This is a genomic window from Irregularibacter muris (assembly GCF_024622505.1).
Taxonomy (GTDB): Bacteria; Bacillota; Clostridia; order Eubacteriales; family Garciellaceae; genus Irregularibacter; species Irregularibacter muris.
This window is the reverse complement of sequence record NZ_JANKAS010000001.1, coordinates 44309-64681: the sequence shown is the minus strand read 5'-3', so window position 1 is coordinate 64681 and position 20373 is coordinate 44309. Positions and strand designations below refer to the sequence as shown.

General features: G+C 35.3%; 19 protein-coding genes. 1 reads left to right on the top strand and 18 read right to left on the bottom strand.

Going from position 1 to position 20373, the window contains the following annotated elements:
* Nucleotides 1–118: 118 nt before the first annotated feature.
* Nucleotides 119–784 (bottom strand): N-acetylmuramoyl-L-alanine amidase family protein, encoded by a 666-nt coding sequence (locus NSA47_RS00270; RefSeq protein ID WP_257528831.1) that lies wholly within the window; start codon nucleotides 782–784, stop codon nucleotides 119–121.
* 641 nt (nucleotides 785–1425) lie between these two features.
* On the opposite strand from NSA47_RS00270, the gene NSA47_RS00265 reads away from it, so the two are divergent.
* Nucleotides 1426–2736 carry a redoxin domain-containing protein gene (locus NSA47_RS00265; protein ID WP_257528830.1) on the top strand — a complete coding sequence of 437 codons (1311 nt, stop codon included), beginning with the start codon at nucleotides 1426–1428 and terminating at the stop codon, nucleotides 2734–2736.
* Nucleotides 2737–2801: 65 nt separating this feature from the next.
* On the opposite strand, the gene NSA47_RS00260 is transcribed toward NSA47_RS00265, so the two are convergent.
* From NSA47_RS00260 to NSA47_RS00180, 17 genes are all read right to left on the bottom strand, one after another.
* Entirely contained in the window at nucleotides 2802–3503 is a 702-nt protein-coding gene (locus tag NSA47_RS00260) for a GTP pyrophosphokinase (RefSeq protein WP_257528829.1), read from the bottom strand.
* Between the two features lie 224 nt (nucleotides 3504–3727).
* Entirely contained in the window at nucleotides 3728–4573 is an 846-nt protein-coding gene (locus NSA47_RS00255) for a CvfB family protein (protein WP_257528828.1), read from the bottom strand.
* A gap of 295 nt (nucleotides 4574–4868) precedes the next feature.
* A complete protein-coding gene (locus tag NSA47_RS00250) occupies nucleotides 4869–5924 on the bottom strand; it encodes a calcium/sodium antiporter (protein ID WP_257528827.1) in 1056 nt (351 codons plus the stop codon).
* Between the two features lie 295 nt (nucleotides 5925–6219).
* Nucleotides 6220–7668 carry an aminoacyl-histidine dipeptidase gene (locus tag NSA47_RS00245; RefSeq protein WP_257528826.1) on the bottom strand — a complete coding sequence of 483 codons (1449 nt, stop codon included), beginning with the start codon at nucleotides 7666–7668 and terminating at the stop codon, nucleotides 6220–6222.
* Nucleotides 7669–7721: 53 nt separating this feature from the next.
* Nucleotides 7722–8933 (bottom strand): peptidase T, encoded by a 1212-nt coding sequence (pepT, locus tag NSA47_RS00240; RefSeq protein WP_257528825.1) that lies wholly within the window; start codon nucleotides 8931–8933, stop codon nucleotides 7722–7724.
* Nucleotides 8934–8969: 36 nt separating this feature from the next.
* On the bottom strand, nucleotides 8970–10490 hold the full coding sequence (locus NSA47_RS00235) for a YfcC family protein (RefSeq protein ID WP_257528824.1): 1521 nt from the start codon (nucleotides 10488–10490) through the stop codon (nucleotides 8970–8972).
* Between the two features lie 139 nt (nucleotides 10491–10629).
* Entirely contained in the window at nucleotides 10630–11385 is a 756-nt protein-coding gene (locus NSA47_RS00230; RefSeq protein ID WP_257528823.1) for an ABC transporter permease, read from the bottom strand.
* A 2-nt stretch (nucleotides 11386–11387) separates the two neighbouring features.
* Nucleotides 11388–12329: an ABC transporter ATP-binding protein gene (locus NSA47_RS00225; RefSeq protein WP_257528822.1), complete on the bottom strand. Its 942-nt coding sequence runs from the start codon at nucleotides 12327–12329 to the stop codon at nucleotides 11388–11390.
* Nucleotides 12330–12382: 53 nt separating this feature from the next.
* Nucleotides 12383–13249, bottom strand: a complete 867-nt coding sequence (locus NSA47_RS00220; protein WP_257528821.1) for an AraC family transcriptional regulator — start codon at nucleotides 13247–13249, stop codon at nucleotides 12383–12385.
* Between the two features lie 311 nt (nucleotides 13250–13560).
* Nucleotides 13561–13692: a hypothetical protein gene (locus NSA47_RS00215; RefSeq protein WP_257528820.1), complete on the bottom strand. Its 132-nt coding sequence runs from the start codon at nucleotides 13690–13692 to the stop codon at nucleotides 13561–13563.
* A gap of 387 nt (nucleotides 13693–14079) precedes the next feature.
* Nucleotides 14080–14493 (bottom strand): metallophosphoesterase, encoded by a 414-nt coding sequence (locus tag NSA47_RS00210; protein WP_373370295.1) that lies wholly within the window; start codon nucleotides 14491–14493, stop codon nucleotides 14080–14082.
* Nucleotides 14494–14765: 272 nt separating this feature from the next.
* Nucleotides 14766–15956: a hypothetical protein gene (locus NSA47_RS00205; protein WP_257528818.1), complete on the bottom strand. Its 1191-nt coding sequence runs from the start codon at nucleotides 15954–15956 to the stop codon at nucleotides 14766–14768.
* A complete protein-coding gene (locus NSA47_RS00200) occupies nucleotides 15953–17113 on the bottom strand; it encodes an ABC-2 transporter permease family protein (RefSeq protein ID WP_257528817.1) in 1161 nt (386 codons plus the stop codon). The genes NSA47_RS00205 and NSA47_RS00200 overlap by 4 nt, the downstream gene beginning before the upstream one ends.
* Before the next feature lie 2 nt (nucleotides 17114–17115).
* Complete coding sequence (locus NSA47_RS00195; RefSeq protein ID WP_257528816.1) at nucleotides 17116–17967, bottom strand: ABC transporter ATP-binding protein; 852 nt, start codon at nucleotides 17965–17967, stop codon at nucleotides 17116–17118.
* A complete protein-coding gene (locus NSA47_RS00190) occupies nucleotides 17954–18685 on the bottom strand; it encodes a hypothetical protein (protein WP_257528815.1) in 732 nt (243 codons plus the stop codon). The genes NSA47_RS00195 and NSA47_RS00190 overlap by 14 nt, the downstream gene beginning before the upstream one ends.
* Nucleotides 18657–19220, bottom strand: a complete 564-nt coding sequence (locus tag NSA47_RS00185) for an RNA polymerase sigma factor (RefSeq protein ID WP_257528814.1) — start codon at nucleotides 19218–19220, stop codon at nucleotides 18657–18659. The genes NSA47_RS00190 and NSA47_RS00185 overlap by 29 nt, the downstream gene beginning before the upstream one ends.
* Nucleotides 19221–19537: 317 nt before the next feature.
* Nucleotides 19538–20359: a hypothetical protein gene (locus NSA47_RS00180; RefSeq protein WP_257528813.1), complete on the bottom strand. Its 822-nt coding sequence runs from the start codon at nucleotides 20357–20359 to the stop codon at nucleotides 19538–19540.
* Between the last annotated feature and the right edge of the window lie 14 nt (nucleotides 20360–20373).

Genomic DNA, 20373 nt, shown 5'->3' with positions numbered 1-20373 from the left:
GTGTCTTTATAAGGGATATATAGATTTGAATTTTTCGTTTCTATAAGTAGTTAGTGAATGGTCTGTCATCCATTAAAAACCCCCTGTATCTCGTGAGATACAGGGGGTTTTCTCTTTATTATTCTATTTCTAAGTATTCCTTAATGCCTTCACATATGGAAGCCGCAACAGAACGTTGAAAATCCTTCCTTAACATTTTTTGCTCCTCTTGGGGATTGGTCAGATACCCTATTTCTAATAAAGCTGCTGGCATATTGGTATCTCGCAAAACAAAATAATCTCCCTTTTGCACTCCTTGATCCTTAAATCCTGAAGCATTCATTACATATTGGTGCATAAGTTGTGCAAAGGCTTGAGAGTTGTCATGGTAATAAAAAGATTGTGTCCCTGATAAATTGGGATCGGTAAAGGTATTCCCATGAATGGATATATACAAATCTGCCTTTAGATCATTCGCAAAATTAGGTCTATAGCGTTCTTCGGCTGAAAGAAAAGTGTCATCCTTCCTTGTCATATGCACCTCTATTTGTGGCTCTTCCTCTAATAATCTAGCGATTTCCTTAGACAAACTTAGGGTGAAATCCTTTTCATATAGCCCACTTGCTCCCGTGGCTCCTGGGTCTTTTCCTCCGTGTCCTGGATCAATCACTACTTTGTATAGGATTTTGTTATGTCCTCCACTACTGATCATGGTTAAAACTTTGCTACTGCAACTTGAAATGATTAATGCAACCAATAAAATAAATAGAATAAATCTTCCTGGTTTTACTATTTTTCTTCTCATGTTCATCCCCCTCTTTCTTCCGCCTCTTCACCGATAAACCCGTTAAATAAATATCTATGTTTTGATTCCCCTAGGCATAGGAAAGCGGCTATCGTCGCTCTAGTGATATAGGAAAGTTTTGTTCCTTGCTAGCAAGATCAGCTTTTCCATATCATAAAAAAAACAACTCTTTTCTATACTTCTATTGAAACATAAAAATTCGGTTGGTTTTTTAATTTTATCTTATTAATCTCTTACGTTTTTCTTAATAAAGTAAGGGAAGTCCCCTAATATCCTCTTCTTTTTATTTAGAATTTTATTATACCATAAAATTCTCTTTCCTATAAAATAGCAGAAGTTAAATATGTCTATCCAGCATTTTCTATTATAGTGATATCAATAATTGGTAACCCCTTTGATTTGTTTCCTCTCTTTAAGGGAATATATATTTTAGGCAGATATAGGATTGCCCCATGGAGGAGTTTATGTAAAATATTTCTCATCTATTTGATTGTTCTTTCATACCCTTATATTAGCTTCATTTGTTGTACAAATACAATAAAGAATTTTTCTTTTGGGACAACTGACATCATAGAATCCTTTAGTTTTTTAAAGAATATATGATATCCTATATAAAAACCATGAATAGAAGGAGAATATCTATGTTTGAATCCTTAGTTTCAACAAATAGTCTAAGTTTTATTTTAGTATTAATTGAAGGAATATTATCCTTCTTTTCCCCTTGCGTCATCCCCCTTATCCCTATTTACATCAGTTATTTAGCAGGGAATGCAGAACATATTGATGATCAAGGAGTGATCTCTTACCAAAGAAAAAAGGTGTTTTTTCATACGGTGTGTTTTGTCCTCGGTATATCCACAGCCTTTTTTATCCTAGGAATGTCCTTTACTGCCCTTGGATCATTTTTCCAGCAGAACAAAGTAATTTTTACCAGAGTTGGTGGAGTAGTCATCATCCTTTTGGGTTTATTTCAATTGGGAATCTTTGATCTTAGCTTTTTGAAAAAGGAGAGAAAACTTAATTTTAATCTCTATAAAAAAGAAGTCAATCCTTTTATAGCCTTTGTCATGGGATTTACCTTCAGCTTTGCTTGGACACCTTGTGTGGGGCCTGCCCTATCTTCTGTGTTGATTTTAGCATCAGGGGCCAGTAGTTCTTTTCTAGGTAATCTATTAATCCTTACTTATGCTATTGGCTTTATTATCCCCTTTTTATTGTTAGGTTTGTTTACTACCCAGGTATTAAACTTCCTCAAAAAACATCAAAAGCTTCTTAAATATACCGTAAAAGCTGGAGGAGTCATTCTAATCCTTATGGGCATAATGACCTTTACAGGTTGGATGAATGGGATTTCAGGCTATCTAAATTCCTTTGATTCCCCCTTGACTCCTGAAAATACCCAAGAGGAACAAATGCCTGTAGATCCAGTAGAAGAAGATGAAAATATAGATCCTTCTGCCAATGATGAAGTTGCAGAGGAGAACCAAGAAACGGACGTCATGCCTGCAATGGATTTTACTTTAACCGATCAGTATGGCAATGAACATACCCTCTCGGATTATGAGGGAAAAGTAGTATTTTTAAATTTTTGGGCCACCTGGTGTCCTCCTTGTAAAAAAGAAATGCCTGATATTGAAGCTCTTTATCATCAATATAATAAAAACCAAGAAGATGTTATTATCCTTGGGGTGGCAGGGCCTAAAAATGAACAAAATCCCAATACCCGAGAAGTGGATAAGGATGGTATACTAAAGTTTTTAAAGGAAAACAATATCACCTTCCCCATTGTATTTGATGAGACCGATGAGGTTTTTAGTCAATACTCTATCTCTTCATTACCCACTACTTTCATGATTGATAAAAAGGGAAATATCCACGGCTATGCTCCAGGGATGCTCACTAAGGATATGATGAAGAATATTATCCAAGAGACCCTAGATGCTAATAACTAGTACAAAAGAGGGAGTCATTGTCACACTTCAATGTGACAATGACTCCCTCCTTTTATACTAGTTTTTTATAAAGATGTTTGTCTATCCTTCCCCACTGCTATTTCTTGATGAATTTCATACATTTCCATATCCAGCTGAGTAATGGAATCTGCACAATTTTTCAATCGTTGGCGCAATTCCTCGGATATATCTTCTCTTGATTTATATTTCAGTTGGTGTTCCAGGCTTGCCCAAAAATCCATAGCAATGGTGCGTATTTGAATTTCAACGGGTATTTTTTCAGTCTTCTCTGCTAAAAATATAGGAACTGCTACAATGAGATGCAAACTACGATAACCATTTTCCTTGGGGTGGGTAATATAGTCCCGTTTTTCAATCAGAGTAATATCATCTTGTCCAATAAGCAAATTTGCTATACTATTGATATCATCTATATAATTGCAAATCACCCGCACACCTGCAACATCCATTAAATTTTCTCTTACCGAAGACATACTGATATCCAAATCCTTTTTCTTCAGCTTTTGGAGAATACTTTTAGGAGATTTTAATCGATATTCTATATGGTGTATGGGGTTATGATCGTATTGCACCTGAAATTCTTCATCCAGTATTTCCAACTTGGTTCTTATTTCTTTGATGGCCGCATTGTATAACTGCTGCTGCCTAATAAAACCCTTTACATCTTCAACGATTTTTAAATTTTCATAAACATCTAGATCTAGATCTGTCAAATTAATTTGCATGATATCATTAAATTCCATCATTCTTTTCTCCGCTCCTTAAAACCAGATTCTTATGCGCAGTTCATCTTTCCGGTAGGAACCTAAGCATAGAAGTCACGGAATTGTGGAGGGCTAGACAATAGCCCCCCTTTCCATCCCTTTCTATATTATCATATCTTTTATATCTATCAAAATATCCCTCATGTTTTGCAACAGAACTCCCATCAGTCCAATGGTCTTTGCCTCTTCTTCCTCCCCAAATGGAATTACTCTTTTTCTGTTAGCTCAATACCATTTTCAATAAATTTTATTGTTCCTTGTTTTAATAATCTACCAATGGCTGTTTTAAATGCACTTTTACTCATGCTTAATTCTTCTTTTATTTTACTGGGTGAACTTTTGTCATTTAGAAAAAGTGTACCTTGATTTTGAATAAGCTTTTCTAAAACAATTTCTGCATCCTTATCCATTTGCCTATAGGATTTTTCTCTTACACTCAAATCTAATTTTCCATCTTCTCTTACCCTAGTAATTCTTCCCTCTATCTGGTCACCTATTTTATATTTTCCATATAACTCCTTTTTAGGAATTAAGCCATGATATTTGGCCTCTACAGCTACAAATAGACCCAATTCATCATTACTACTATAAATAATCCCCTTTACTCGATCCCCTTCCTTATAGGGAGATTCACTGCTAAGAAGTTTGTGAATGTCCATAGTAGCACATAATCGATCACTTTTATCTATGTATACACCTACTAGATATTCTCTACCTTCTTTTACTCTAGTAGTTTGCTCCCTAAAGGGTAAAAATAAATCCTTTTCTAAATTCCAATCTAAAAAAGCGCCAATTTTCGTTACCTGAGTAACTTGGAGAAATCCAATCTCTCCTAAAATCAACTTGGGCCGTTGTGTTGTAGCTATTTTTCTATCTTGGGAATCCCTATAAATAAATACCTCTACTTCCTCTCCTATCTCAGTGTCAGGAGGAACCTGTTTGTTTGGAAGCAAAACATCTTCCTCATGATTCCCCTCTCCTTCATTTAGATATACACCTATGGAAGTTTTCCGAATAATCTCTAGTTTTTGTATTTCTCCTAATTTAATCATATTTTCTCCTTTTTCCTTTAAATTTTTATATAAACCCGTTTATTAACTCTATTTATTCCCTGCATAGTCTATTATATATCAAAAATATATAAAAGGAGGAATAGTAAGAGAACAGAATTAAATGTACCATAAGATTAGTAGGTCATGAATGCAACATAGTGGATGGACAAGACATGGCTTTTGTATCTATTCTCTTTCAAAATGGGGAAATGTTGTTTATGTTGGCAATAAACCATTGGGGGAGGAGTTGTTGGCACTTTAGATAAAGTGCCAACAACTCCTCCCCTGAAACTTTTTAAAGCCATGTGTAATTGAGTACTAGATAAATACAGTACATCAAAAGAAGTATACTTCCTTCCTTTTTGGTGATTTCCTCATTTTCACCCCTTGAAAACAATCGAAAGGTAATAAGAATAATAAGCATAGTGGGGATCTGAAGTTTATAGAAATTGGTTGGAACACTTAGGCCACCTGTAGTTACAGCAGCAGCACTACCCACTACAAAGAGTACATTTAGAATGTCCGCTCCAACGATATTCCCAATGGCCAGTTCTCCATGTCCCTTTCTCACAGCAGTAATAGCTGTTACCAACTCAGGCAAACTGGTTCCAAAGGCAATTAAAGTTGCCGCAATAATACTTTGAGGAATGCCCACTCGAACAGCTGAAATCTCCACTGCAGGTATAAGAACCTTTGAAGAACCTATGATTAGGGCTATACCTATAAATAATTTTAATATTTTCACCAACAATGAACCTTTTTCATCCTCTGAAACATTTTCAGTCATAGCCATTTCTTTTATGGGTGAGGATGACTCTTCTTTGGGAACAGATTGTTCGGAAGATGAATCTTTGGACCACTTAATGGAGATATAGATATACGTAATTAATAAAGCTATAAACAGCCAACCCATCCATTGACTAATGTTTCCCTGTCCTCCAGATAAGAAGGGAAGACTCACAACGGCAAGTAAAACCCCTGCTCCTACTTGGATTTTTCCCTGGCGCTGGACAATATTTTTATCTACGGGTAAGCGTCCAAGAAGAGCGGCAATACCAAGAATAAGTCCAGTATCCACAATAATCGAGCCAATGGCATTTCCCAATGCAAGATCAGGATTTCCATTAACGGCTGCTAGCACAGACACTGTAGCCTCAGGCAGAGTGGTACCCAATGAAACAATTGTGGCTCCTACAATTGTTTTAGGAACACCCCATTGAAGGGAAAGACTAACCGCTTCATCTACTAGGATATCTGCCCCCTTCCCTAGGATATACAGCATTGCACAAATAATAAGCACTAAAACTAATGTTGGAAATGAAGTTAAATAACTATGAAGAAGCTCTTCCATAAAAAAATATTCCTCCCTTTATATTTTATACAAAAAATAAAAGACGCTACACAAAATACAGGCTAACCAAAATTAGCTTATATTTCTGTAGAGTCTCACTAGATATATTATGATACATCATTAAAGCCAGGAAAATAGCATTTCCGAGATGATGACTTTAATCCCTTTTTAAGGTTAGTTACTCCCTCTTACTATCTGAGTATAAGAAGAAAGAATGTTTTTGTCAATTGTTTTTCTTGCTTATTGATATCTTTTTCTTTTTCTAGATAATGGATGGTCATTATAAGCTAGTTTTCTATTTTAATTTCTTTAATAATTCAACTAAATATTCATACACCCTTTCTGTAGAGGAAATGCTTAGTCTTTCCTTGGGCGTATGAACATCATACATATTTGGCCCAAAGGAAATAATATCTAGATGGGAGTATTTTTTTGCGAGCACTCCGCATTCTAGCCCCGCATGAATGACAGTTGACTCCATTTCCTTTCCGAACATTTCCTTATATAAAGCCAATGCCGTATCCCTCAATTGGGATTTAGGGTTATACTGCCACTCTGGATAGCTACCACTGATCTGGTATTCACTTTGGGTTTTACTAACTTGATCTATTACTTTCTGACGCAGCTTATGTAATACCTCTTCCGATGAGCTTCTTAAAGAAATCTGAATGATTATTTTTTCTTCTTCCATTTTTACAATGGCTAGATTACTGGAACTTTCTACAATGTCATTATTTTGAGGCAATTTTGTAAATACTCCTGTAGGTAAAGTATCCAAAAGGAGTACCAGATCATTCCATGTATCTCTTGAAAGAACCTTTAAGGCTGAATTTCCTTCGGTAAAAATGATCTCCATTCCCGATTCTTCTGATGAATATTGATGCAAAATCTCTTTTTTTATTTTCTGAACTTTTTCCCTAAACTCAGGTAATTCTTTAGCCTTTACCGCTATTTTAGCCCTGCTTTGTCTTGGAATGGCATTATCCTTAGTGCCCCCCTCAAAGGATATGAGCTCTACATCCCATAATTCCTTTATTTCTTTTACTATGGAATTTAAAATCTTATTAGAGTTCCCTCTAGCCTTATGGATTTCAACACCGGAATGTCCACCTTGCAGGCCTTTAACCTCTACACTTACTTCCATATACCCTGAAATTTTTTGATAATTTGCTGGTATTTTTATTTGTATGAGTTCCCCTCCCGCAGAACCTGCTATCAATACGCCCTCCTCTTCCGAATCTAAATTTAGTAGCCTAGTGCCTCTTAAAATATCCTCTGATAGGCCTAGGGCGCCATCCATTTCTACTTCTTCTGAGGTGGTGACCAACAGCTCTATATCCGGATGCTCTATGGTGTCCTCTTCTAGTAAGGCAAGCCCCATAGCAATGGCAATTCCATTATCTGCTCCCAGGGTGGTTTTATCTGCTTGGATATAATCTCCCTCAATTTCTAATGCAATCGGATCTTTCTTAAAATCATGATGGCTATCCTCTTCTTTTTCACATACCATATCCATATGCCCTTGGATAATGATGCCTTGAGCATTTTCATAGCCTGGTGTAGCGGGTTTTCTAATAATGACATTAAGTGCTTCATCTTGGATGGTTTCAAGGTTCAATTTTTCCCCTACGCTTTTAATATAATTGCTAATATTTTGCTCATCATAGGAACAGCGAGGAATATTTGCTATTTGTTCAAAATAATAAAAAACTCTCTTAGGTTCTAATCCTTCTAACTTATTCATCCCGATTCTCCATTCTTTGTTTTAAAGAGCAGCACTAAGCTTCTGCTTGTTATTTACTTGGTATTATTTTCGATAATCTTTACAATAAGCTTTGAAGCCAACTTCATGGACTCTATAGGAATAAATTCAAATCTTCCATGAAAATTGTACCCTCCAGTAAAAATATTGGGGCAGGGCAAACCCATATAAGATAGCCTTGCTCCATCAGTACCTCCCCGAATAGGTGTGACTTTCGGTTCTATGCCTAATTCTTCCATGGACTTTTGGGCAAGTTGGATAATTTCCATATGGGGTTCAACTTTTTCCTTCATATTATAATAACTATCGGTTATTTCCAGGGTAATGATATTTCCATATTTTTGATTTAAAAAGTCTACAATATCCCTGAGATATTTTTTCTTCGCCTCAAACCTTTCCATGGAATGATCTCGAATAATATACTCTAACTTAGTATGTTCTACATTTCCTACAATATCATCCAAAAGATAAAAACCTTCGTAGCCTTCGGTATACTCGGGCTTTTCGTTGGAGGGCAACAAGCCTTCTAATTCCATGGCTATTCTAATGGAGTTGATCATAATATTCTTTGCCGAACCTGGATGAACATTTTTTCCTTCAATTTCGATTTTCGCACTGGCTGCATTAAAATTTTCATATTCTAATTCTCCTAAAGGTCCCCCATCTACCGTATAAGCAAAGTCAGCCCCAAAACCTTCTACATCAAAGAGATCTGCCCCTCTGCCAATTTCTTCGTCTGGGGTGAAAGCAATTTTTATCTCGCCATGTTTAATCTCTGGATGACAGATTAAATATTCCATAGCCGTCATAATGGCAGTAATCCCCGCCTTATCATCTGCCCCAAGCAAAGTGGTTCCATCCGTTGTAATAAGCTCCTTACCTACAAGTTCTTTTAAAAAGGGAAATTTTTTTTGCCCTATAGAATACTGACTGTTTAGTTGAATATCTCCACCTTGGTAGATAAAAATCTGGGGATTTGTACATTTCCCATCTAAATCTGGGCTAGTATCCATATGAGCTATAAATCCTATTGTAGGCACTTTTTTATCTGTATTAGACTTAATAGTCCCATAGACATATCCATTTTCATCTTGTTTTACCTCCTCTAGTCCCATTGCTTTTAGTTCTTCTACCAACAAAGACCCTAGCTTTCGTTGACCTGATGTGCTCGGACAGCTATTGCTCTTTTCATCAGACTTTGTGTCTATGGCAATATATTTTGTAAACCGTTCAACAATTTTTTCCATATAATCTTCCTTTCTTCTCTATTCAATATAATTTTATCATATACTTTGCAACACAAGCATGACAATGGAAAAGACTCCTATAATGCCCATGAGGGGGAGGATGAATTTTAACCACTTGTCATAGGTCACATCTACCATCTCTAAGGTTGCCAAAATTAATCCTGTGGGAGTAATAAAGGCCATCCAACCTTGTCCCCAGTTATAGGCAGTGACTACAACAGCCCTGGATACACCTACTGTATCTGCCAACGGTGCCATAATAGGCATGGATAGGGTGGCAAGTCCTGAGGATGAAGGCACAAAAAATCCTAGGAAACTAAATAATATCATTTGAACCGCTGCAAAAATACCCCTATTCATATTTTCAATAATTGAAGAGGTATAATAAAGCAAGGTATCTGAAATCATTCCATTGTCCATGACAATATTAATTGCCCTGGCTACTCCAATAATCAGAACAACGCCTATTAAATCAGCTGCCCCCTCTAAGAAGGTATTCACAGCTTCCTTTTCCGAAAATCCTGATAAAAAGGCAATGATGATGGCCACTGCCAAAAATAAAGCTGACATTTCCGGAAACCACCAAATCCCTCTAGACACTCCCCAAATCATCAAGGGAAAAGCCGCTAAAAATATAAGAAGGATTAGAATTCTTCTCCAGTTAAAGGGGATAACATTTTCGGGATTATAGTTTTTTAAAAACCGTGTTTCTATCTTATCCTTTTCCTCATAAATCAATGAAGCCTTGGGATTGTTTTTTACCCTTTGGGCATAGCGGTAGATATACATTAGGGTAATAATCATGGCCAATACCAAACTTATCCCTCGAAATACCAAGCCTTCACTAAAGGATATTCCTGCAGCATCAGAGGCAATAACTACCGAGAAGGGATTCACTGTAGAAAACATAGTCCCAATGGAAGATCCCATGTATATTGCCGCAATACACACAATGGCATCGTAGCCACTGGCTATAAATATAGGCATAAGTATGGGATATAGAGCAATGGTTTCCTCCGCCAATCCAAAGGTAGTCCCTCCTAAAGCAATTAGAGCAGACACAAAGATGACCAATAAAAATTCCTTTCCCTTGGTTCTCTTGGATAAAGCCGCAATCCCTGCATCAAAGGTACCGGTTTTATTGATTAAACCAATAATTCCTCCTAATATAAGTACAAAAACCATAATATCTACTGTATCCATAATCCCCTCAATAGGAGACATAATCACCGGCAATAGTCCCTGGGGAGATTGTTGTATTCTCTGATAAGTCCCAGGTATAGCAATAGGCTTTTTCATGCTCCCATCTATAAACTTTCCAATATTCATAGGGATGTTTAATTCCTCTAGGCTTTCCTGGGTGGCGGGCAAAGTTGTCACTTCCCCTAGATGATTTTCCACCATAAATGCATTTTCATCTGCATTGTACTGTAACTTAGAATAAACCCCTGCCGGCACTATATAGGTTAGTATAGCAGCAATAATTAAAATAATAAATAAAACCGTAAAGGCTGTAGGAAATTGAAATTTTCTTTTTCTTTTCTTTTCATCTGTCATAGGGTTGTCTCCTTCATTGTTTTACCAAAATTTGATCTCTCATCAATAGGTTTTAAACCTCTCTTATAAAGTATTAGTATTCATGAAGGATTTTATAAAAATATATAAAAAAAGAGGAAAATTTCATTTCCTCTCCTCTTTATAAATCCATTTCCTTTTTCAATCTGTTATTGGCAAATGCAAAAGCAAGAAAAGACAGTACAACAAGCAATAGGATAGATATATAAATCCCTTTCCATTGAACCACTCCCGTCATCATAATAAAGCGCAAGCTATTAATGACATGGGTAAATGGATTTAAGTTGATTATCACTTTTAGAACACCGCTTATTTCATCTATTGGAAACAAAGCAGAGCTTAGAAAAAATATCGGTAGAACGATAGCGTTCATGATGGTTTCATATATCATTTCATTGGGAAGAATCAAACTCATTCCATAGGCAATAGCAGCCATGAAAAATGCTGTCAAAAATATTAAAAAGAAGATAGCAACCATACTGGCAGCTCCATTCAACAATGGAACTGAGAAAAACAAACTGATGATTCCCATGATCCCTACTTCGAGGAATGTACATAATACAGCTTCTAAAATCTGCCCTAAAATAATGGAACTTCTTTTTATGGGTGCAATCAACACTCTATAGAAGCTGCCTTCTGATTTCATCATATAATTCATAATCCCACTACTGCTGCAAGTGGAAAAGCTAACCAATATCACCAGTCCGGGTAAAATAAAGGCTGTATAGTTCTCAATCCCTGTGTTCTGCATAGTCTGTCCTGCAACCGCACTATAGAGCACAAGCCAAAGAATTGGTTGTAAAATTGTAATTATAATGGTAAATTCATTATGATAACGCCATTTCATGTTTTTCCACAATATCGTTAAAACCCTCATATTCAATCCTCCCTTTTCTCTGTCAGTCGCAAAAATACATCTTCTAATGTAGGTTCTGTAATTTCAATTCCTTGGAAAGAAATTTGAGATTTTAATAAGAATTCATTGACCTTGATGAAATCACGTTGACTGGAATTGGTGTCAATTAGGATTGAATCATTGTGTAAAGTGCACATTAATGGAGTAAAGTGTTCAGTCAATACTGATAAAGCTGTTTTTGCTTGTTCATTATTAGAGAATTGAATTTTAATGGCATCTTGTCGGATATATTTTCTCAATTCAAAGGGTGTACCTTGAACAATTTCTTTTCCATCTTTTATAATACAAATTGTATCACTAAGATTATCTGCTTCTTCCAAATAATGTGTTGTGAAAAAAATCGTCATTCCAAAATCATCACGTATTTTTCTCATCATTTTCCCCATGGTCATTCGTGACTGTATATCCATACCGACTGTAGGTTCATCTAAAAATAAAATTTTTGGATTGGACATCATATTCAGGGCAATATCTAATCGTCGCTTGATCCCCCCAGAATAAGATAAAACAGGGTATTTAAGATACGGATTTAATTCAAATTCTTCAATTAGCATTGACATTCTCTGCCTTGCTTCACTCTTAGGAATTTTGTATAAACCAGCTTGAAACATCATGTTTTCTTTTAAAGATAAATGTGTGTCCATAGACACTCGCTGGGCAACACAAGCAATGGCAGAGCGAATTTCTTCAGAATCTTTTCCTATATCTTTTCCCAACATTGTAATTTTCCCAGAATTTAGTTTTAAATAGGTGGTTAATATGCTGATTAGGGTAGATTTACCCGCACCATTTTGACCTAAAAGAGAAAATATTTCACCCGTTTTTACATTGAGATTTAAACCATTCAATGCCTGCACTCCATTTTTATATAGCTTTTGAACCTTTTGAACTTCAATAGCGTACATATTCATCCTCCCTAATGGAGAATTGAATTTCAGTAATATTGATATTCCATCAATCAATTCTCCTTTTCTTTTTTGATGGCAATCCAGACTTCGGAATGACCATTTATTAATTTTTGGTCATGAATTGGATAGACTTCAATATCGGGCAGTCCAGCGTATTCATAGCCAGAAAACGGTAGCCATTCTGTATAGAAACGTTTGAATACACTCTGCACGTCTTCTTTCAAGCATCCGTGATTTTCAAAGACAACCCATGTAGAAGCTGGTATTTCGTATTCAAACATTCCTATGGGAACAGGATGATCGGTGGCAGAAGCAATATAGTAAAATATGTTCTGTGGATTTTCATATACGCTAACCCCTAATACGCCGTGGGGCTGTTGATTGGAAAGATCACATATGGTTTGAAACTCTTTCTTCTGTAAAACATCCTCCCAAAAATGTGGAATAGCCCTTTGATTTTCTTCCATATCCTCAATCAATGGGGTACGAATGCCGGCAATACCTATGGCTTCTTTTTCTTCAATATGATAGGACATAGCACTTCCTCCTGTTACTGTGACTGAAAATTTTATTGCTGGATAAGCGTTTAATTTACTTCCCATACTCTTTGCGGTAAAAGGGGCTATTCCATGAACATTTTTAAATGCACGGTTAAAAGATGTGGGAGAAGCATAACCGTATTTAAGAGCAATATCCACAACCTTTTTATCTGTTCGTTGTAATTCAAAGGCAGCTTGTGTCATTCTGCGACGACGGATATACTCAGATAAGGAAATACCAGCTACATAGGAAAATACTCTTTGAAAATAATAAGTAGAACAACAGGCAATCTGAGCTGCTTCATCGTAAGAAATATCTTTATCCAAATGATTTTCTATATATTCTATAGCACGACTTAAATTTTCTAACCATTTCATCGTCTTGCCTCCTTGTTAATAAGCATATCTTAGGTACAAATTTTATTCCTCGCTTTTCATGTCCTGTTCTGTAAACTAACCTTATCTCAATATATTTTTTATATCAATCAAATTAAAAAAGACCTGTCATTCATATGAGATATGAAGCAAGTCTTAGTCAACAATAAGTATATTATTCAGCATAGTTTTTCCTCTATATTTATGGGTGAAAAAAGAATAGAGAAAAAGATTATCCATTAATCCAATATGGTATTCCTGCATATCCCACAGATAAAGGCCGTTGCATCAGGTCTTTGTGCATAAATCATGAGCTACTCATGATAAGCGTATTTATACATCCTTCCCATAGTAGTAAGAAAACCGGTCCAATCTGCAAGGCTACTTGTAAGCCTCTTGGCGGTATCCTTAGAAAGCTGCGCATAGACTTGTGCTTTACTTGGCATATTAGCCCTCCTTAAATTTAAAATACCCAATACAGGATTTCTTGTAATGGGTATTCTATCTTTTTAAATTTTTTATTTGTTACAGTCTTTTAAAATTCCTACAGAAAATACGAGAAATTCCTTGAAGTCTTCCTAGTTTCGTTGATAATATCCGTTATATCATTTATATTTTAATGTTGTTACTACTATCTCTGGTCTATTAAAAACCCTTATATTTATAAAATAATTGCCAAGTCCTCTACTAACAACCATTGTACAATCATCATTATTATATAAACCACCATCGTATTCGGGAAAAAATGTGCCATCAGATAAAATCAGACCTCCTGCAAAAGGTAATCTAATTACACCCCCATGCTTATCTCCTGAAAATACTACATCCGCTCCTCAATTTGCATATTCATTGAAATGATCAGGTGTATGAGCTAATAGAATATTAACCTCCTGTGGACTAGATTTACCTAATCTGTCATCTATATTAATATTTCCACTAAGTTCTTCTTTTAGTCCATATATGTTTATCAATTCTTTTCTATTGTTTAATTGCACTTTTTCGTCATTAAGAACTATAACTCCAAGTTCTTCAAGTTTATCTTCGTAAGCTTCTTTCGTTCCTTCGTTCATATATTTATTTTCATCCTCAAAATATTTTCCTTCTTCATGCTCACCTGTTACATAATACACAGGATATTCACCGTTAAGGTTTTCTAAAAGAGTAATCAACACTTCGCCATTATCATCAGGACTGTTGGTTCTCATATCTCCTGTCATTACAATAATATTTGGTTCAAGATTATTAATTTTTTTAATAAGAATATTACTATCATTACCAAATGATTTGCTGTGTAAGTCTCACAACTGCAAAATTTTAAAGCCACTAAAGGCTAACGGTAAATTATTCACATAGATGTCTTCTTTAGTTACTGATATCCAGTTGAGTTGAACATAAAGAAATGATGTAATTGACATTATAATTATAAGTACCATAAATAATTTCTTTCCTCTTCTTCTTTTTATCATGAGTACTCCTTTTCTTAGTTTCTCGTTTAGTATTAGACAATGTCATTTAAAATTTAATCTAATACATTCATTCTCTTTTCTCTATGCAATATATATATTGATGAAACCAGTCCAATCAATAGTACAGATAAACATACGATTGGCTCCATCCATTTGATTCCAGTAAATCTATATAATATATTTACATTGCTGAATGTTTTGTCGAATATTAAAAAACCGATAAAGCAAAGTACACCAAATATAGGAATTAGTTTCATAATCAATGCTATTAGGTTCTGACTGAATCTTGATATCATAAAGGCTATCGCCGCTGACCCTATGTTTAAAATATAAAGCAGTAAAATATAAAACAGAATATACTGACCATAAGTTAAATCAAACCAGAAAAAATCTACTACTACATTCAGAAATGAGGTGAGCCCATTATTCCAGAAAACAAATGTGTCATTTATGGTATAAATAGCGCCAAAGATTAAAATAGATAATGTGGTGACCATAAATGCGGAGATTATAATAGAAATAAGCTGCTGGAACAAAATCCGTCTTCCATTTTTGGAACTATATTGCAGCAAGTGAACATTGCTAGAACGATCATTAACAATCAGTGGTGAAACCAGTACAAGTGTTATCAAAATTGTCAAAATGGCCAAATAAATTGAATAGGAGACGGTATTTTCAAAGGAGTATACATCCATAATATTTCGATATTCTTCTTTTTCTTTTATCTGTTGTAAACGAATGAACTCTGTTTTAGGTGTATCTTCTGAATTCAGAGCCTTGTCTAATGTATATTCAGGATAGCCATAATATCGATCTTCGAATGAATCCAATGCCTGTATTTTTAATCGTATAAAGTCAGTTTCTTCTCCAAGCAAAGTCCACACAGCTTCTGATTCTCTCTCGTTAGGTTCACTTTTACTATAAACCTTTTCAAAATCTTCAAAATTGTATATCCCTACTTCAGAAAAAATAGGGAATGTATTAATATATCCCTCCGCTTCAGATATAAAAGTTTTCTTCCTTTCATTTATAAAATCAGAAAACTCTTCATCAGTTACTTTTGTTCCATATCGTTTTGTCATTTCCATAGCGTATTCTATTTCTTCGATTTTTGAATGTCCATTTTTGAAGTAAGTTATATCCCACATCAGGAAAAGGCTAAAGAATAAAATACTAATTATTATAGCCACTAAAAGAATCCTTATATTCCATATTTTTTTAATCTCATTAAAAATTACGCTCATATTATATCCCTCCTTCTAAATCTCATAGCAGCTAATATAGAAAAGGCTGTTAAGATGAGTACCGATGCACAAAGTCCCACTGTCTCAAAATACTTCCATAGGGTATCTACATCGCCATCTGTAAACCAAATACTGCGCTTCAGCCACAGCCACACTGGTGAAAGCATGGAATAGTAACTAATATAATGATTCATCAAAGTTGTGCCCGGTATCATAAACGGCAAAGCAACGATTCCTGCGTTAATGATTAGGAATACCAAAAAGCTTATATAGCTGTTTTTTATAATCATTCCTATGACAAACGCCATAAGGCAAAAGGAAAAAATCAGACCAATACTCAACCCTATGTATGCAAAAAAATAAGTGAAAACACTATAGCTATGCCATGTAACGAAGGGCCTTTCCCCAGCAATAAAGTCAAATCGATAATTAAATAAACTGGAAACACTGCTGCCCCAAATGCCGCTATAATCGTTCATACTAAAATAGATAACAAAGGTAATAATACATAAAAGCAAGTAGGTTCCAAGCCCTGCTGATATGGAAGCAGTAGATTTAGCTCTTATGATCCTTCTTCCAATTTTTGTTGAATATATGATATCTTCAGTCTTATTGTTATTTTCATATCCTAATGAAAGTAAAACCAGAAGTACCGATATAATTGCACCTTCCACAATCAACCATCCCATAAGATCTTTAAATATGAGTCGGTGCATTTCATAAGTGGCACCTGCAAAATAAAGCGTCATAGACTCATTACTCTCTGCCTTTTTCTCTACAATCTTTTGCAAATCAGCGTATTTACTTCGCATAATTTCTGCAAATTTCTCTGGTGCACCTGCAGCTTCTATATACTTTTCCCCTACATCTCTTATGTCATAGTCATCAAATACATCTTCAACCTGATAAGTCTCCATTTTAAGCTGCTCTAAATCATTCGATTGCTTATTGCTTACATGCATTTGGGAAAGTTTGTTACGAAAAGGCTCGTTTAATACATATCCTGTTTTATGGGACACTTCCCCTAAAAAACCAGTATAGTTCCCCCCCAAACTGCTTACCACGAGAAAGATGTTAAATATAAGAAAAAGTATAATCAAAATCCATAATGCAACCGATGAATATAATTTTTTAAACTCAAGTCTATAAATACTCATGATTATACTCCATCATTATACACGTATAGAAAAACATCTTCTAGGGTAGGCGTTACTTTACGTGCTTCACCATTATATTCTATATCCGCTGCAAATCTAACAAGGGTATTGTCCCCCTCCTGTCTCTGAGTTAAGAGAACATGAGGCACATTTACCTTTTCAATTTCCCAAGTTTCATATATCTTCCCTTCCATAGTGCGACATATATGGGATGGGGAATCATTATAAAACAGCTTATGGTCTTTAAATAAGATTACTTGATTTGCAATGGTTTCTATATCAGAAACAATGTGGGTGGATAAAATAACGATTCTGTCCTTTGATAAGCCTGAAATCATATTTCTAAATCGAACCCTTTCCTTTGGATCAAGACCTGCTGTTGGTTCGTCTAATATTAGAATCTTTGGGTCATTTAATAGTGCTTGTGCGATACCCACACGCTGAATCATCCCGCCTGAGAACTTTCGCATCTTCTTATTCATAACATCATTCAATCCAACTAGTTCCAGAAGCTCTGTTATTTTTTTCTTTGCATCATGCCGATCAATGCCTTTTAGTGCTGCTAGATAGCCCAGAAACTGTTGTGGTGAATGGTTCTTATAATATCCAAATTCCTGTGGTAGGTACCCAATGATATCCCTGTATTTCTCATCTAACGCTCGAATATCCATACCTTCCCAAAGGATTTCACCTTTTGTGGGAAAAAGAAGCGTAGTAAGCATTTTTATCAAAGTCGTTTTTCCAGCGCCATTGGGGGCAAGCAAACCATATACTCCATTGTCAAATTCAAGGTCAATATCCTCAAGTGCGATGAAATCTTTGTACTTTTTTGTAACATTATTAACTGCCAACATAATATGAAACCTCCATTTTATCCATATTAATTAATTTCTTTATTTCCATCAGATATAAAATAAACCCTATTACGGCTGCAATAATGGTTATTCCTATAGGGATTTGTGATAATAATAATTCCCATCTTTCACCGAGAATCAAAACTGGTAGAAATGTAGTTGATCCCCATACCATTAGTGAAGTAAAATGAATCCAGCGACCTTTAAAACGTCTCATAATATATAGGGTAAGAAGGGCACATATCAATAGTGCACTTAGGGTAATGGAAGCTATCCTGAGAAAATTATATTTATCTAGCATACCAATACTTATGAAAATGCATAGGATCATACTTATCAGCGAATAACACAAAATTCGAAAGATAATTACCTGCTGAGTAGTATATTTAAAGGTCATTTTTAGTTCATACAAAGCATTATTTTTCTCAACAAATTCCGTAAAGAATACAACTGTGGTAAAAAACAATGGTGATACTGCAAATAGCATTGAGTAGATATGTTGTTGTGATGATAAAACGTAAAGCAGAATAAATCCAATTGTTGTAGTAAATGCCATTATTATTGCTTGTGATATATCAAAGAAAACAAATTTAAATCCAAGTGAACAGTATATTCTGTGGCAAAAATCCCAAAGTCCATCCGGCTTGGATAATCCTTGGGATAGGATATTTTCTATTGCCTTTTCCTTTTCACGATTTGTAGGTTTCATAATATTCATCCTTAAACTCCTCCCTTATACTTTTTAATAGCCTGTAATACTTTGATTTTACCGTTGATTCTGGCAAGGATAGAACCAAAGCAATCTGGGGAAAGGTGTATTCTGCAAATATCTTTAATCTAAAAACCTGCTGTGACTTTACGTCTAAGGAATTAATATAATCTAGCAGCCTCAGCAATAATTCTTTATTTTCAATATCTATCGTGAACATCACTTGATCTTGAATCTCGTACTCTCCGAAATCAGCTATTCTCCTCCTTTCAACAGAATTCTTTCTAAAATAGTCTATGACCTTATTTGTACCAATCCGATACAGCCAAGTACGAAAGCTGGCTTTTCTATTGTCATAGGTTGAAATGGATTGAAGCATGGATATAAAGATATTCTGTACCACATCCATGGCCGTGTGCTTGTCTGAGATTTGTTTGTATACATAAGTATAGATTTCATCATAGTATTTTCTAATAAGTTGATCAGCTGCTCTCCTGTTTCCTGTTCTTTGTATACGGCTTATTAATCTATTTTCCTCATCCAAAACATCACCGCCCTCTTTTTATCCTTATACTTTTATATTCGCATAAGAAAAGTTGAAAGTTTCAAAATTAATAAGAATTTATTTTTTAAGTTAATTATCTTATGAAAGTATCTTAATTGCAAAAGAACTGTGGTCCCACCCTATTATTTCTCCACCTTGTAATTCCTTCTTGCGTAGTTTCGTATTATCACATCCATTTAATTTGGGTATAAAAATAGACACCTCAATTTTTGAAGTGTCTACCTATTAGATATCTAAATTTTACTCTATTTTTGATATTAAAAGCCGTCTTCTTCTATTTCTTTATTGCTTCCATTTTATCCTAAAAGCATTGGTCCGATAAATGCCCAGACAATAACCCAAACCACTAAGGCTGCAGCTCCAAACCAGCTAATCTTCAATACAGTTTTCATATTTTCAGTACGGGCAATTCCCAATTGTCCCGCCATATTTGCCGTTGGGTATACCGATCCTGTAATACGTGTAGCTGCAATAAGGGCAGTAGCCCAGATCTGCATGGGAAGTCCGACTTCTGTAACAAGATGAATGAACATTTCGTGAACCAAGGTAAGCTCAGCAACTGCAGCTGCTTCAATACCAAATCCTCCTACAAAGGAAGCAATAATGACCACAATGGCCTTTCCTCCTCCTGCTACCAATTGAGTTAAAAGATTGCCCAGTGCATCAAAACCGCCACCGATATTCATCAGGCTAAACATAACTTCAAAGAAAAGAAATACAAAGAACATATTGGTCATTTTAGAAGCACCGGTTACAAAGGTGTCAATGGCCGTGTCTAATTCTATCCTACTGCTTATAATTAAAACCAAAGCTAAAATCAACATAACGATTACTGCATAATCAGTCCCCTGTCCAGTGGCTACTCCAAAGGCCACAAGAGCAATAAATGCAAGAATAAAGAAAAGAGTAGTACGCTTTTGCTCTTTAGACAACTCCATTTTGTTAATATCTATCATATCCTCTGTTATTTCATAGACCTCTATTCCCTTTGTTTTTCTCTGATTTTTTTTCACCGCCAAAACAGTTGCCCCTAGCCATACAATACTAAAAGGAATAACTGCCCATAGCATCAAACTTCCATAAGAAAGCCCTGTAAGTCCCATGGTCGTGAGAGTCACACCAGTGAGAGGCC

What these genes read in the sequence shown, in the direction of transcription:
- NSA47_RS00270 (WP_257528831.1), bottom strand. Translation starts at nt 784, where the DNA reads ATGAGAAGAAAAATAGTAAAACCAGGAAGATTTATTCTATTTATTTTA.
- NSA47_RS00265 (WP_257528830.1), top strand. Translation starts at nt 1,426, where the DNA reads ATGTTTGAATCCTTAGTTTCAACAAATAGTCTAAGTTTTATTTTAGTA.
- NSA47_RS00260 (WP_257528829.1), bottom strand. Translation starts at nt 3,503, where the DNA reads ATGATGGAATTTAATGATATCATGCAAATTAATTTGACAGATCTAGAT.
- NSA47_RS00255 (WP_257528828.1), bottom strand. Translation starts at nt 4,573, where the DNA reads ATGATTAAATTAGGAGAAATACAAAAACTAGAGATTATTCGGAAAACT.
- NSA47_RS00250 (WP_257528827.1), bottom strand. Translation starts at nt 5,924, where the DNA reads ATGGAAGAGCTTCTTCATAGTTATTTAACTTCATTTCCAACATTAGTT.
- NSA47_RS00245 (WP_257528826.1), bottom strand. Translation starts at nt 7,668, where the DNA reads ATGAATAAGTTAGAAGGATTAGAACCTAAGAGAGTTTTTTATTATTTT.
- pepT (WP_257528825.1), bottom strand. Translation starts at nt 8,933, where the DNA reads ATGGAAAAAATTGTTGAACGGTTTACAAAATATATTGCCATAGACACA.
- NSA47_RS00235 (WP_257528824.1), bottom strand. Translation starts at nt 10,490, where the DNA reads ATGACAGATGAAAAGAAAAGAAAAAGAAAATTTCAATTTCCTACAGCC.
- NSA47_RS00230 (WP_257528823.1), bottom strand. Translation starts at nt 11,385, where the DNA reads ATGAGGGTTTTAACGATATTGTGGAAAAACATGAAATGGCGTTATCAT.
- NSA47_RS00225 (WP_257528822.1), bottom strand. Translation starts at nt 12,329, where the DNA reads ATGTACGCTATTGAAGTTCAAAAGGTTCAAAAGCTATATAAAAATGGA.
- NSA47_RS00220 (WP_257528821.1), bottom strand. Translation starts at nt 13,249, where the DNA reads ATGAAATGGTTAGAAAATTTAAGTCGTGCTATAGAATATATAGAAAAT.
- NSA47_RS00215 (WP_257528820.1), bottom strand. Translation starts at nt 13,692, where the DNA reads ATGCCAAGTAAAGCACAAGTCTATGCGCAGCTTTCTAAGGATACCGCC.
- NSA47_RS00205 (WP_257528818.1), bottom strand. Translation starts at nt 15,956, where the DNA reads ATGAGCGTAATTTTTAATGAGATTAAAAAAATATGGAATATAAGGATT.
- NSA47_RS00200 (WP_257528817.1), bottom strand. Translation starts at nt 17,113, where the DNA reads ATGAGTATTTATAGACTTGAGTTTAAAAAATTATATTCATCGGTTGCA.
- NSA47_RS00195 (WP_257528816.1), bottom strand. Translation starts at nt 17,967, where the DNA reads ATGTTGGCAGTTAATAATGTTACAAAAAAGTACAAAGATTTCATCGCA.
- NSA47_RS00190 (WP_257528815.1), bottom strand. Translation starts at nt 18,685, where the DNA reads ATGAATATTATGAAACCTACAAATCGTGAAAAGGAAAAGGCAATAGAA.